The organism is Rhizobium sp. SEMIA 4085 (genome assembly GCF_013004495.1).
Taxonomy (GTDB): Bacteria; Pseudomonadota; Alphaproteobacteria; order Rhizobiales; family Rhizobiaceae; genus Rhizobium; species Rhizobium gallicum.
Window position 1 is genome coordinate 1 of the sequence record NZ_JABEPH010000144.1, and the last position, 13,564, is coordinate 13,564.

Consider the following 13,564-nt stretch of genomic DNA (forward strand, 5'->3'; position numbering starts at 1 on the left):
CTGGTGCCAATGCGGCTTCCCCGCCCATGCCGACCACGATGCTGCAATCGACATCCTGGTCGGAACACGGCGTCTATGATCGCGGAGGAAGGGCAGCGGCTTTCCGTTGAAGCGATAACTATCGGCGGAGCTTCCCGCCCCTTCCGAAATCCCCCGCTTTCGAGCGGGGGAAGATTAACCGGTGCTGGACAATAAGCCTTGTCTGCGGATCGCCCGCAACTCATCCTCGAGCGCTTGGCGCGCGTGGGCGTTAATGCGCAGGGTGGCGTCAGGGTTGCACGCTCAACGTCCGCTCGGGGGGCCTGATCGGCTCGAATGCCTTTGTGCTCCGGGGCAATATCGTCCTGACGAACGCGTGGAATTGGCAGGCGGCGACACCGAAGTGATTGCCTCCGTTCGCCCACGAGATCGGCATGTCGAGCAAAAGTAGAGCCTGCGTCAAATCTATCGCGCCGCCGGCATCAAGGCGGTTGGATGGCTGGCAATTTCCTACTCGCGATCCGCCGAAAGCGGAGCCGATCTCAGGTCCGTCGACCTCCTGAGAAGGTCCGGTATGGACCCGGCCGCGATCGTGCGATTTTTCGGTATGATCGAAACGAAGCTCGGCGAGCACTCCGAAACCAGCATGTTCTCCACCCATCCCGGTACGCCAGAGAGGAAAGGGGCCATCTTGAAATATGCCGGAAACGCCGACTGAAATGGCGCGGCCGTGATGACGGTGCAAACGTGAATGTGAATTTCATATTTTGGAATTGTTCAAAACTACGAAAGCCACTATATAGCATCCATAGGGGTATCCAGCCCACGCGATTCAGGAGAACGGCATGCGATTGACGAAGCAGACCAACTATGCGGTTCGCATGTTGATGTATTGCGCTGCCAATGAAGGACATCTGAGCCGGATTCCCGAAATTGCCAAGGCATACGGGGTTTCTGAACTCTTTCTATTCAAGATTCTGCAGCCGCTGAATAAGGCGGGCCTGGTCGAAACGGTCCGGGGCCGCAACGGTGGCGTCCGGCTCGGCAAACCGGCGAAGGAGATCAGCCTCTTCGACGTCGTCAAAGTGACCGAAGACAGCTTTGCGATGGCCGAGTGCTTCGAAGACGGCGCCGTCGACTGCCCGCTGGTCGACAGCTGCGGTCTGAACTCGGCGCTGCGCAAGGCGCTCAACGCTTTCTTCGACGTGCTGGCCGAATATTCGATCGACGATCTCGTGAGGGCGCGCCCGCAGATCAACTTCCTTCTCGGCCTGACTGGCGAAGATTTCCGCAAACCCGTCATCAGCGCTCCGGCTGCCTGACGCCTGACACGTAATAGTCGAATATGCTCATTGACCGCAGCTGCAGCATGCATCTGCGGTTTTTGCGTTTAGCGCCCCGGGATTGAATGCAGAGAGGCAATTTCGCGTATCCAAAAAGCGCGAAATTATACCAAAAGCGACAAAAACTCAGCTTCTTACGTCCGAATATTTCCAAATGAGGCCGATTTTTGACGGAAAATTTCTAAAGTTGTCCAACTGGAAAAATTTTCTGCGGATACCGTTGCTTTCAGCAAATAAATATCGTTCCAGCGGCCCGCTGATCGGGAATATTTGTGCTCGATCTCCAAAGATCAAAAAAGAACAAACCTGGGAAACAAAATTATGAAAAAGCTCTCCGTCCTGCTGGCAGCGACGGCCCTGGCTTCGGTCATGGCGACGTCGGCCTGGTCAAAAACCCTTGTCTATTGCTCTGAAGGTTCGCCGGAAGGCTTCGATCCGGGCCTCTACACCGCAGGCACGACCTTCGACGCGACCTCGCGCACGGTCTACAACCGCCTCGTCGAATTCAAGCACGGCAGCACCGAGATCGAGCCGGGTCTCGCTGAAAGCTGGACCGTTTCCGACGACGGCACGGTCTATACCTTCAAGCTGCGGTCGGGCGTCAAGTTCCAGACGACCGAGTTCTTCACGCCGACGCGCGATCTCAACGCCGACGATGTCATCTTCTCCTTCGAGCGCCAGCTGAAGGCCGACAATCCGTGGAACAAGTATGTCGAAGGCGGTTCTTACGAATACGCCGCCGGCATGGGTTTCCCGGAGCTCATCAAGTCGATCGAGAAGGTCGACGACCTGACGGTCAAGTTCACCCTGGCGCATCCTGAAGCGCCCTTCATGGCCGACCTCGCCATGGACTTTGCTTCTATCCTGTCGAAGGAATATGCCGACAAGCTCGCGGCCGACGGCAAGATGAACCAGATGAACCAGATGCCGCTCGGCACCGGTCCGTTCACATTCGTCGCCTACCAGCCGGATGCCGTCATCCGCTATAAGGCCAACGAGAGCTACTTCAAGGGCAAGGAAAAGATTGACGATCTCGTTTTCGCGATCACCTCCGACGCTGCCGTGCGCGCGCAGAAGCTGAAGGCCGGCGAATGCCACATCATGCCGTACCCGAATGCTGCCGACGTAGCCGAATTGAAGAAGGACGAGAACCTGACCGTCATGGAACAGGCCGGCCTCAACGTTTCCTACGTTGCCTACAACACGCTGATCCCGCCGTTCGACAAGGTTGAAGTCCGCAAGGCTCTCAACATGGCGATCAACAAGCAGGCGATTATCGATGCCGTCTTCCAGGGCGCTGCAGCGGTTGCCAAGAACCCGATCCCGCCGACGATGTGGTCGTATAACGATGCCGTCGAAGACGACAAGTATGATCCGGATGCGGCAAAGAAGATGCTTGCCGATGCCGGCGTCAAGGATCTCAAGATGAAGCTTTGGGCGATGCCCGTCTCGCGTCCGTACATGCTCAACGCTCGCCGCGCAGCTGAACTGATGCAGGCCGACCTCGCAAAGATCGGCGTCGAAGTCGAGATCGTGACCCATGAATGGGCCGAGTACCTGAAGCTCTCCTCCGCCAAGGACCGTGACGGTGCCGTCATCCTCGGCTGGACCGGCGACAATGGCGATCCGGACAACTTCATGGATACGCTCCTCGGCTGCGACGCCGTCGGCGGCAACAACCGCGCGCAATGGTGCAACAAGGAATTCGACGACCTGATGACCAAGGCCAAGACGACGGCAGATGTTGCCGAGCGCACCAAGGCCTACGAGCAGGCTCAGCTGATCTTCAAGAAGGAAGCTCCCTGGGCAACGCTTGACCATTCGCTCGTCTTCATTCCGGTCAGCAAGAAGGTTTCCGGCTTCGTCCAGGATCCGCTCGGCTACCACCGCTTCGACGGCGTCGACATTTCCGAATAACAAGAATTATGCAAGAATGCCCGGCTAACGCCGGGCTGGCCGGCGGTCAGGCTCTCCTGACCGCCGGAAACTATTGGAACATCTGCCATGTTGCGATTTCTCATCGGGCGCCTCGCGGTCCTGATCCCAACATTCCTCGGCGTCACGCTCATTGCCTTCTCGTTCATCCGCATGCTTCCCGGCGATCCCGTCATGCTCCTGTCGGGTGAACGTGTGATGGCGCCTGAGCGTCACGCCCAGATCATGCACGATCTCGGTTTCGACCGGCCCATGTACATCCAGTACTTCGATTACCTCGGCAAGGTGCTGCAGGGCGACTTTGGAACGTCGATCGTCACGAAGCGCCCGGTTCTCGGTGATTTTGGTGCGCTCTTCCCGGCAACGCTCGAGCTCTCGCTTTGTGCCATCCTTCTCGCGGTCTGTCTTGGCGTGCCCGCCGGCGTCTTTGCCGCCGTCAAGCGAGGCACGTGGTTCGACCAAAGCGTGATGGGGGTCGCCCTTGTCGGCTATTCGATGCCGATCTTCTGGTGGGGCCTGCTGCTCATCATCTTTTTCTCCGGCTATCTCGGCTGGACGCCCGTTTCGGGCCGCATCTCGCTCATGTATTTCTTCAAGCCGGTCACCGGCTTCATGCTGATCGACAGCCTGCTGTCGGGGCAGGCGGGCGCCTTCCGCTCGGCCGTCAGCTATCTCATTCTGCCGACGATCGTGCTTGCCACCATTCCGCTTGCCGTCATCGCGCGCCAGACGCGCTCGGCGATGCTCGAAGTGCTTGGCGAAGACTATGTGCGTACTGCCCGCTCAAAGGGTTTGAAGCCGCTTCGAGTCGTTGGCGTGCATGCGCTGCGCAATGCCATGATACCGGTTGTGACGACCATCGGTCTGCAAATCGGCGTCCTGCTCGCGGGCGCGATCCTGACCGAGACGATCTTTTCCTGGCCAGGCATCGGCAAGTGGATGGTCGATTCGGTGTTCAAGCGGGACTATGCGGTCGTCCAGGGTGGTCTTCTGCTGATCGCCGGCATCATCATGCTGGTCAATCTGATCGTCGACATCACCTACGGCTTCATCAACCCACGTATTCGGCACTAGGAGCGGTCCCCGTGAGTACGACAAACATGCAAACCGGCACGGTCGCTGCAAAAACCGCCCACCCATCGGCTCTTGCGGAATTCTGGTATTATTTCTCGCGGAACAAGGGCGCCGTCATCGGCCTCGCCGTTTTCATCTTCATTCTCGTCGTGGCGCTATTTGCGCCGCTCGTTGCGCCGCATACGCCAAACGAGCAGAATCGGCAGATGCTTCTTCTTGCTCCGTTCTGGATGGAAGGCGGCAGCTCGTCCTTCCCGCTCGGGACGGACGCTGTCGGACGCGACATTCTCTCGCGCCTCATCTATGGCGCGCGCTTCTCGCTCTTCATCGGCGTTGTCGTCGTGACGATCTCGGTAATCGCTGGCGTTCTGATCGGCCTCGTGGCCGGCTATTTCCGCGGCCGCATCGATATCGCCATCATGCGCCTGATGGATATCATCCTCGCCTTTCCGTCGCTGCTTTTGGCCCTCGTGCTGGTTGCGGTCCTTGGCCCCGGCCTCATCAATGCGATGATTGCGATCTCCATCGTCAACCAGCCGCATTTCGTGCGCCTGACGCGTGCCTCGGTCATGGCAGAGCGTGAGAAGGAGTATGTCATCGCCTCCCGCGTCGCCGGTGCCGGCACCTTGCGACTGATGTTCAAGACCATCCTGCCGAACTGTCTCGGGCCGCTGATCGTCCAGGCGACGCTCGCCTTCTCGGCGGCGATCCTCGATGCTGCCGCCCTCGGCTTTCTTGGCATGGGGGCCCAGCCTCCGACACCCGAATGGGGCACGATGCTCGCCGAAGCGCGAGAATTCATCCAGCGCGCCTGGTGGGTCGTAACGTTCCCGGGTCTTGCCATCCTCGTCACCGTTCTCGCCATCAACCTGATGGGCGACGGGTTGCGCGATGCGCTCGATCCCAAGCTGAAGAGGTCATGATGCCACTTCTCGATATTCAGAATCTGACCGTCGAATTCCAGACGTCTTCCGGTCTCTTCCGCGCCGTCGACGGCGTATCGCTCAGCTGCGACAAGGGCGAGATCCTCTCGATCGTCGGTGAATCCGGCTCCGGCAAGTCCGTTGCGATGCTCGCCATGATGGGGCTTCTGCCCTGGACGGCGAAAATTACCGCTGACCGCATGACTTTCGACGGCAAGCAACTCATCGGCATTTCCGGCCGACAGCGCCGCAGGATCATCGGCAAGGACATGGCGATGATCTTCCAGGAGCCGATGTCGAGCCTGAACCCGTGCTTCACGGTCGGCTTCCAGCTTGGTGAGAGCCTGCGGGTGCACATGGGTCTGAACCGCAAGGAGCGCCGCGAGCGCTCGATCGAGCTCCTGAACCTTGTCGGCATCCCGGCGCCGGAAGATCGCCTGTCGAACTTCCCGCACCAGATGTCCGGCGGCATGCGCCAGCGCGTGATGATCGCCATGGCGCTTGCCTCGAAACCGAAGCTGCTGATTGCCGACGAACCGACGACCGCGCTCGACGTCACCATCCAAGGGCAAATCCTCGATCTCATCAAGATGCTGCAGGAGGAGGAAGGAACCTCCGTTCTCTTCATCACCCACGACATGGGCGTTGTTGCCGAAATAGCCGACAGAACTGTGGTGATGTATCGCGGCGAGCAGGTTGAAACGGGGGCAACGGCCGACATCTTCCATCGCGGCCGCCACCCCTACACCCGTGCGCTGCTTTCCGCCGTGCCGGGGCTGGGCTCAATGCAGGGGCACGTAAGGCCGCTGCGTTTCCCCGTCGTCAATGCAGCGACAGGCGAATGCGACATTCCGGCGGAAGTCGGCGACACGGTTGCTGCTTCTGCAGGGCCGGTCTTGGAGGTGCGGAACCTCACCAAGCGCTTTGATATCCACTCTGGTCTTTTCGGCCGTTTGACCGGACGCGTGCATGCCGTTGAAAACGTTTCCTTCGATCTCTTTTCCGGTGAGACGCTGTCTTTGGTCGGCGAATCCGGCTGCGGAAAATCGACGACCGGCCGCGCCATAATGCGGCTGATCGAACCGCAGAGCGGGTCCGTGAAGGCCGATGGCAGGGACGTGCTGGCACTCGACAAGAACGGAATGCGCGAGATGCGCAAGACCGTACAAATGATCTTTCAGGATCCGTTCGCCAGCCTCAATCCGCGCATCCGCGTCGGTGCAGCGATCGCCGAGCCTTTTCTTGAACACAAGATGGGAACGGCAAAGCAGGCCAAAGAGAAGGTCGCCGACCTTCTGGAAAAGGTCGGCCTTTCAGCCGATATGATGGCGCGCTTTCCGCACGAGTTCTCCGGGGGCCAGCGTCAGCGCATCTGCATTGCCCGGGCGCTGGCGCTCGATCCGAAGGTGATCGTCGCCGATGAAAGCGTCTCGGCCCTCGACGTCTCGATCAAGGCGCAGGTCATCAATCTGATGCTGGACCTGCAGCAGAGCCTCAACCTCGCCTTCCTGTTCATCTCGCATGACATGGCCGTCGTCGAACGCGTCAGCCATCGTGTTGCGGTCATGTATCTCGGTGAGATCGTCGAGATCGGCCCGCGCGCTGCTATCTTCGGCAACCCGCAGCATCCTTATACGAAGATGCTGATGGCCGCCGTTCCCGTGCCCGATCCCGATCGCCGGCGCGAGAGACGCGGACTATCGACAGAGGAGCTGAAGAGTCCGGTCCGACCGCTCGATTATGTTGGACCAATGCACAGTTACCGCGAGATCGGCGCTGGCCATCTCGTCCGGCTGGAAGCTGCTGCGTGAGCACAGGTTGCGCGAGCGCTGCCAACAACTTGGTGCCAGGGTGTTCCCAGCAGTTGTTCTGCCCGTTTTGTGACATTTGCATCACCCGTGATGCACGTAATTGAAATGTCGGCCGTCACGACAATCAATCGTAGAGCTCGCCATGGCCAATCTGCTCTTTTGCCGCGCCACTTATCGAGGAATTGCCAGCCGGGTCAGGGTCCCTACGATGGGCGTCCTTGAGGAAATTTGCCGCCTCCGCAAATGCGACGGTGATTTCTTCAGTGCCCCATCCGGCTTCATTGGCGCTTGCAATCAGCTGCTCTAGGGCCTGGCGCGCGGCATCACTTGCTTCTTTGAAGCGTTGAGAAGGGACTTCGGTCATCGGCGATGGGAAGGTCATTTGATACATCCTTCAATCGATCATGGATCTCGGAGATCAACGCGGCGGTACCGAAATGGATGCAGCCGTGCGCATCTTTTCTTAGCCATCGCCATTGTGCGGCTTCATGTAACGTCGTTGCGCAGCTTTCGAAAAGACGTCCTATGGCAGTATGGTAACCATCCGCAATCGAAGAATCGGGAGCATTTCCGCCTATCTGGGAAGTACCCGCGAGCGCAGCGTATGGTCAAAGCCGCCGGGTAGCGAACCCAGTCCGGATGTCGGAAGTGTTAAGGAACAATATCAACTGCCGTTCGCAACCAATTAAGATATCGGATCCTTTTGACGACAGTCGATTGCTGATTTACCTCTTATGACGTCGGCTTTGTCATGGCCAACCTCGACAGGCCTCTCGTGTTTAGCCCATTCATGCCCCTCAGGGATCTTTCAACCCAAATTGACGCACGTTCCATCACCGGCAGATCTGCATGACCTCTACCAACGACTTTATCGCCGAAATCATCCGCGCCGCCAACAGGGTCGAAAGGCTGGGCAATTCCGAAAAGCGCCGACTGCTTCGGCGCGCGGTTGCGACGATCAGCAGCCTACGCGAGCGTACCGGGATACCGAGCAGCAATACGAGCCACGATGCTGTTTTCGACTTGCAAGCGATCGAAGTGACCGTCGAGCGACGCAAGCCCGGTGAAATCAAGAAAGCACTTCTTATGGCCGCCGACATGATCCGGACGCTGCATATCGTGCTGGATTCGGGAACACAGATTACCACCAAGGGACCGGAGTAAGCCGCCGCGAATCGCGTCCGCGGGCGAGGCTGGAGGCAGAACAGATACCGCACCGCTTCAGATCGGAGGCGAAAATCAGAGCTTGATCTCCAAAGGATGAGGGTCGCCACCGCGCGCAGGTACTGGGATCCCCACCAGCGTGCTCGATTTCATTGCGTCAGGCCGCAGCAAGAGTCCTACTCCAGGGCGATCCGGCAGAGAGGAATATACGCTCCTTGGCCGCGTGGCACGATCAATAGACTCTTCGGCAATCGTCCAAGCTCCAAGCGCATTCCCGGCCGAGCGCGAACTGTCGTCCATCACTTGCGACGAGCAGGCATTCCAAGACGACCGCTTTAGAAGGGTCAGGATGGGTTTGCCGAGGAAGGCTCGCGCGCCATGAATGGACTGTTGCAGCAAGCCGCGAATAAACCTTCGAGGGTAGTGGCGGCAACGGCCGTCGAGAGTGATCCGCGAGCGTTAAAGCATGGCGGATGGTTGAGCCGCCTAGGCGTTCGCAATATTGCGGTCGTTGCTTGATCCGGCGAAACTGGGCATATCACTCTCAATCAGCATCCCTGCCCTCTTGACGAAGCGTTGGAAATTCTGACGCGCTGCGCTCAAAGGAAATCTTCCGCAAGCGGCCTCCCGGCACGCCCTCTGTAACGTCTCATAGGAAATATCGCGCTTGTATTCCGGCCATTCGTAAAAAAATCAAAAACTTCATAGAGGTTCGTAATCTCTTCAATGAAATGCTTGCGCTGAACGTAAACAGGAAGGTCAAACTGAAAACTTGCCATTTTTACCTGTCTTGGGCGTGTCGACGTGCAGAATTTAGGAGGTGATTTTGACGTGTTCAAGACCGCCAGTACGGCTGCCGCGGACGATGAAAAACCAGAGGCCGAGCCTCCCATACCTCATTCGCTCCAGGTTTTCAGGTCATGCCCAAGCCATCGCGTCGGCAGGCTCCAATCTGCGGCGATCGTCGAACGAGACTATCGCCACCTTTGGTCAATCTGCAGAAGAGAGGTTCGCAACTATCGCAAGTCCGCGCTCGTATTTTGACGTTTCGCTTCCGGTTTGCCGCGCTTGGTCAAGATTGTCCTCGAGATCCGCCTGCTTCACGGGCCGGGCCAGCCGGTTGGCGATCGCCCGCCGCACGAAGACCTCCTCCTCCTCGCCTTGCCTTTTCGTCAACGCATCGACCGCGGCGAGGACGGCTTGGGAAAAGCCCTCTTCCTTCAGTCGATCGAGCGTCCATCCCCAGGCCTTTTCAGGCACATCGTGAAGGTAGGCGACTACTTTCTCTTCGTCGCCGGATACTGCGTCTGCGACCCTTCGGCAATGATCAAAGTAGGGATTTCCAAGTTTGTCCTGCTGGCCGTCGTGGGCTTCGGTTGCGACTTGAATGGCATGCTGGAGATGCTGTTCAGATTGCATCTAATTTCTCCTATCGGCGCGATTTGGCCTCGAGGCGAGCGACGATTAAGGGGATCGCGACTGTCGCAATTGCACTCACAGGAAGGCGTCTCAGCAACCGCGCTCCGATAGCGGTCGCGGCCATGGCGCCTGCAAGCTTCGCCCATGGGTATGTTCCGAGTTGGTCATGAGCGCTGGCGTCGGCCCATTCGAGGTTGGATCTGGCGACGATCACCGCCCGCTGCTTGACGAGCGACAGCCTTGAGCGGAGGTTTTCGATCTCGTCCCGTACCTGATCAAGGTCGTCTCTAACCCGCTGGAAAGGACGTGCTTCCGGCGGGCCGCTATCGGGCGCTGAATAGGTTTCGGCCTCAAGCGCGGCGAGATGAGCCTGCAGTTCGACGTCGGTGTCGAGGCCTTCTAAGGGGGTTGTGTCGCGCTTAGGCATGTTGCTTCTCCAATTCGATTTTGCGTCACCGCACAGCGCGCCTTGCACTGCGAACACGCCGGGCGCCCCTTACGTGCCTCTTGACCGGATTGTCCCGTGATCGCTCGTGCGCTCAACTCCTGCCGGAAAGGATGGTTCCTGAGCTGATTGTCGTTTTGACGGCGATACGCCTCGACACTCTTGACGGACTGGCTCAAGGCAGGTTCACAACCAAGCCGCTAGATTTTGAGCGGGTGTGGCTTTCTGGTGATTGCTCATTGCCCGGCGGCCGCTATCGTCATCAAAAAACGGGGGTAACCATGGCAAAAACGGACTGGCCGAAGGAGCCGCTGACAAGCGAAACCATGAAGATGCTCGATCGCATTCTTCGCGAATGGTGCGCCGAGCAAGATTGCGAGTCATCGAGTGACGCCGCCATGGTGCAGGCGAAAGCCCTCATTGACTGGTTTGAATTTGGCGTGAGGGATGAGGCGGAGCTCTCGAGACTGCTTCGCGACGAACTTACGACGAAGCAATCATAGGAACTCTGAGCGTCTTTGGAAGTTGTGTTGAGATACAGCCAAGGAGACATGAAACGCATTCCTGTCGCCCGCATCGCCACGGCAAACACCTAGGCGGTACAAAACGGCAGGGCAATCGCGACCTGAGCGCCTGGCCGCACGCCAGTCCAGGTTCGACCATTATCTCCATGGCTCAAGACCTTAACACGCAACCTGTGGGAGATTGCCATGCCAAACTATCCAGCCCCGCCCTTCGACACCCCAAAGCAGCCAATGCCCGGTTCGACGAACGCCATGTCGCCGTTGCCTGATCATGGCGAACATACTTACCGTGGCTCCGGTCGCCTCATGGATAAGAAGGCGATCATCACCGGCGGCGACAGCGGCATCGGCCGCGCTGTCGCCATCGCTTACGCCCGAGAGGGTGCCGATGTTCTCATCGCCTATCTGGACGAGGATGATGACGCCAATGAAACGAAAAAATGGGTCGAAAAGGCCGGTCGCAAAGCCATCCTCTTGCGAGGCGACATTCAAAACCCCGAGCATTGCCGCCACATCATCGACACGGCAAGGGCAGAGCTCGGCGGCATCGATATTCTCGTCAACAACGCCGCTCATCAAGCAAGCTTTAGCGACATCGGAGACATAAGTGACCAGGAATGGGAGTTGACATTCAAGGTCAACATCCACGCGATGTTCTACCTTTCCAAAGCGGCTGTTGCGCATATGAAACCAGGTAGCGCGATCATCAACACCGCATCGATCAACGCGGACAGTCCAAGCCCGCACCTGCTTGCCTATGCCACAACAAAAGGCGCCATCCAGAACTTCACCGCCGGTCTTGCCCAAATGCTTGCCGACAAGGGTATCCGGGCAAATGCGGTGGCACCCGGGCCAATCTGGACGCCACTGATCCCATCTACCCTGCCGGAGGACGCAGTTCGGAACTTCGGAAAACAGGTTCCGATGCAGCGCCCGGGCCAGCCGGCCGAACTGGCGACGACCTATGTGATGTTAGCCGATCCCCTGTCGAGCTATGTCTCAGGCGCGACAATTGCCGTTACAGGCGGCAAACCGATCATCTGATCGCAAGCGCCGGGACCATGCGGACCGGTAAAGCAAGTTGAAGCGCGCCAGCGAGCTATTGCCGGCCGCTTCTGACGTGACGTTTAAATTCCATGCTGCTGACTTTGGAACCTTGGACTTGGCCAAGGGTTAGACCGTCAGGAATGATCTATAGCGATGGCAGCCAGCAAGCCTGCCTCAACCCCGCATAGACAAACGGAGGACTAAGATGGGCATGAATTCACCTAAGAATGGTCCACCAGGAACCACCGATCAGTCGCCACGTTGGGAAGGCCCCAAGGGCAATACTCCAAGGGGTTATCTCCCGCCGAAAGACGATCCGGACAACGATCGGGACGCACTTGGTGAAAACAACCGTGATCCAGAGAGAAAAAATCTTTCCGATGCCTTCAAGACAAAAGGAGGAAGCTGACATGGGTGGAAGCCCCAAGAAAGATGCGGCCGGCCAGTTCGCGAAGTCTCGTGCAAACAGAAAGGCGTCCGGCGTCCACAGCGCCAAGCCGACCGTCATAACGGGTTCGGAGGACGCTACGGTTCATAAAAATCCTCCAGGCAAGCATAAGCCGGAAAAAGACTGGGATCTGAACTACGATCCGGCTGAGATGAATGAGGGTCAATCGCACTAAGTGTTGTCATCACCGGCGCAGAAGACGGCACTGCGTTTTACTCCGATGTCCGCTGGTCCGAGTTGGGTTTCCAGATGCCTGAATCGATCGTTCCCTGGTATATCGACGCTGTCATCTATGGCGTAGATGTCGAGAAGTTCGCCGACGGAAATGGCGATGGCATAGGCGATTTCGTGGGCCTGACGGAAAAGCTGCCATATCTCAATGCGCTCGGCATAACGTGTATCTGGCTGTTGCCCTTCTACGGCAGTCCGGACCGAGACAATGGCTATGACGTCAGCGACTTCTACGCCATCAATCCGAAGGTCGGAACGCGAAGAGACTTCCTGAAATTTCTTCACAGGGCCGGCGAGCAAGGTATGCGAGTGATCATAGACCTCGTCGTCAATCACACATCAAGCGAACATCCCTGGTTTGAGGCCGCGCGACGCGACCATCAGACGCGCTACCGCGAGTACTACGTGTGGAGTACCGATCCGCCGCCGATTGAAGTCGGCGCCACTTCGATCTTCCCCGGCGAGGAGTCGAAGCTGTGGACGTATGACGAGCTCGCAGGTGCCTATTATTTTCACAAGTTCTATCACTTCCAGCCCGAACTCAACATCGCCAACCCCCAGGTTCGCGAGGAGATCGAACGCGTGGTCGACTACTGGCTCGCATTTGGCATCAGCGGATTCCGCTTGGATGCAGCGCCGCTCATCATCGGCGACAACGGGCTGGAAAGGGCCAATCCTCGCGATCCTCACGGTGTATTGCGCGATCTGGGTGGGTATCTGCAAAAGAGGCGGCCAGGTGGCGTTCTCCTCGGGGAAGTCAATCTCGATCCAACTGAGATGAGCCTCTATTTCGGCGAGGGCGACCAGTTGGGACTGCTCTTCAATTTCATGCTGTCTTGCTACATTTTTGCCGCGATGGCGAAAAAGGAGGCGGCGCCCATTTACGAGGCGCTTAGCTTGCTGCCTGAGCCGCCTGTTCTTTGTGGCTGGGCAAACTTCTTGCGCAATCTCGACGACCTGGATTTTTCGCGCGTTCCGCCGGAATTGAAGGACGTCGTCTTCAAGACCTTCGCTCCCGACGAAAACATGCAGGTTTTCGGCCGCGGTATCCGACGCCGACTGGCGCCGATGCTGGACGGCGACCAGCGGCGAATTGAACTTGCTTTCAGCATCATTCTCTCCCTGCGCGGGCCGCCACTATTCGTCTACGGCGATGAGATTGGAATGGGCGAGGATCTGTCCCAAGAGGGGCGCAATGCCATCCGTGCACCGATGCAATGG

16 protein-coding genes are annotated in these 13,564 nt (G+C 58.1%); 12 read left to right on the forward strand and 4 right to left on the reverse strand.

The genetic code is table 11. From position 1 onward, the window contains the following. Positions 1–484: 484 nt before the first annotated feature. The 6 genes from C9413_RS34470 to C9413_RS15960 all read left to right on the forward strand — a co-directional run bounded on the left by C9413_RS34470 (position 485) and on the right by C9413_RS15960 (position 7,065). Entirely contained in the window at positions 485–697 is a 213-nt protein-coding gene (locus C9413_RS34470) for a M48 family metalloprotease (protein ID WP_323808242.1), read from the forward strand. A 127-nt stretch (positions 698–824) separates the two neighbouring features. Continuing rightward, complete coding sequence (rirA, locus tag C9413_RS15940) at positions 825–1,301, forward strand: iron-responsive transcriptional regulator RirA (RefSeq protein ID WP_039844023.1); 477 nt, start codon at positions 825–827, stop codon at positions 1,299–1,301. Between the two features lie 342 nt (positions 1,302–1,643). Then, on the forward strand, positions 1,644–3,239 hold the full coding sequence (locus C9413_RS15945; protein ID WP_039844024.1) for an ABC transporter substrate-binding protein: 1,596 nt from the start codon (positions 1,644–1,646) through the stop codon (positions 3,237–3,239). Between the two features lie 87 nt (positions 3,240–3,326). Beyond that, a complete protein-coding gene (locus C9413_RS15950; RefSeq protein WP_039844025.1) occupies positions 3,327–4,331 on the forward strand; it encodes an ABC transporter permease subunit in 1,005 nt (334 codons plus the stop codon). A gap of 26 nt (positions 4,332–4,357) precedes the next feature. After that, on the forward strand, positions 4,358–5,254 hold the full coding sequence (locus tag C9413_RS15955; RefSeq protein WP_039844026.1) for an ABC transporter permease subunit: 897 nt from the start codon (positions 4,358–4,360) through the stop codon (positions 5,252–5,254). Beyond that, entirely contained in the window at positions 5,254–7,065 is a 1,812-nt protein-coding gene (locus tag C9413_RS15960; RefSeq protein WP_246703763.1) for an ABC transporter ATP-binding protein, read from the forward strand. The genes C9413_RS15955 and C9413_RS15960 overlap by 1 nt, the downstream gene beginning before the upstream one ends. A 124-nt stretch (positions 7,066–7,189) precedes the next feature. Here the strand turns inward: C9413_RS15960 and C9413_RS15965 are convergent, their stop codons facing one another. After that, positions 7,190–7,447: a hypothetical protein gene (locus tag C9413_RS15965; protein ID WP_040116588.1), complete on the reverse strand. Its 258-nt coding sequence runs from the start codon at positions 7,445–7,447 to the stop codon at positions 7,190–7,192. A 467-nt stretch (positions 7,448–7,914) separates the two neighbouring features. On the opposite strand from C9413_RS15965, the gene C9413_RS15970 reads away from it, so the two are divergent. Beyond that, positions 7,915–8,229, forward strand: a complete 315-nt coding sequence (locus C9413_RS15970) for a hypothetical protein (protein WP_040115582.1) — start codon at positions 7,915–7,917, stop codon at positions 8,227–8,229. A 486-nt stretch (positions 8,230–8,715) separates the two neighbouring features. Here C9413_RS15970 and C9413_RS34475 read toward each other — a convergent pair whose 3' ends face one another. The 3 genes from C9413_RS34475 to C9413_RS15985 all read right to left on the reverse strand — a co-directional run bounded on the left by C9413_RS34475 (position 8,716) and on the right by C9413_RS15985 (position 10,075). Next, positions 8,716–8,889, reverse strand: a complete 174-nt coding sequence (locus C9413_RS34475) for a hypothetical protein (RefSeq protein WP_323808299.1) — start codon at positions 8,887–8,889, stop codon at positions 8,716–8,718. 330 nt (positions 8,890–9,219) lie between these two features. After that, positions 9,220–9,648 carry an HD domain-containing protein gene (locus C9413_RS15980; protein WP_040115583.1) on the reverse strand — a complete coding sequence of 143 codons (429 nt, stop codon included), beginning with the start codon at positions 9,646–9,648 and terminating at the stop codon, positions 9,220–9,222. Positions 9,649–9,658: 10 nt separating this feature from the next. Further along, positions 9,659–10,075 carry a hypothetical protein gene (locus C9413_RS15985; RefSeq protein WP_040115584.1) on the reverse strand — a complete coding sequence of 139 codons (417 nt, stop codon included), beginning with the start codon at positions 10,073–10,075 and terminating at the stop codon, positions 9,659–9,661. 131 nt (positions 10,076–10,206) lie between these two features. Between C9413_RS15985 and C9413_RS33325 the strand changes: the two genes are divergently transcribed. The 5 genes from C9413_RS33325 to C9413_RS16005 form a co-directional block, all read left to right on the forward strand. Then, complete coding sequence (locus C9413_RS33325) at positions 10,207–10,596, forward strand: hypothetical protein (RefSeq protein WP_223844083.1); 390 nt, start codon at positions 10,207–10,209, stop codon at positions 10,594–10,596. 207 nt (positions 10,597–10,803) lie between these two features. Then, positions 10,804–11,661 (forward strand): SDR family oxidoreductase, encoded by an 858-nt coding sequence (locus C9413_RS15995; RefSeq protein ID WP_040115585.1) that lies wholly within the window; start codon positions 10,804–10,806, stop codon positions 11,659–11,661. A 208-nt stretch (positions 11,662–11,869) separates the two neighbouring features. Further along, on the forward strand, positions 11,870–12,073 hold the full coding sequence (locus tag C9413_RS33330; RefSeq protein WP_082046724.1) for a hypothetical protein: 204 nt from the start codon (positions 11,870–11,872) through the stop codon (positions 12,071–12,073). A 1-nt stretch (position 12,074) separates the two neighbouring features. Then, positions 12,075–12,287 (forward strand): hypothetical protein, encoded by a 213-nt coding sequence (locus C9413_RS16000; protein WP_040116590.1) that lies wholly within the window; start codon positions 12,075–12,077, stop codon positions 12,285–12,287. Between the two features lie 74 nt (positions 12,288–12,361). Next, positions 12,362–13,564, forward strand: a 1,203-nt coding sequence (locus tag C9413_RS16005; RefSeq protein WP_170250624.1) for an alpha-amylase family glycosyl hydrolase, incomplete at its 3' end; no start/stop codon positions are given.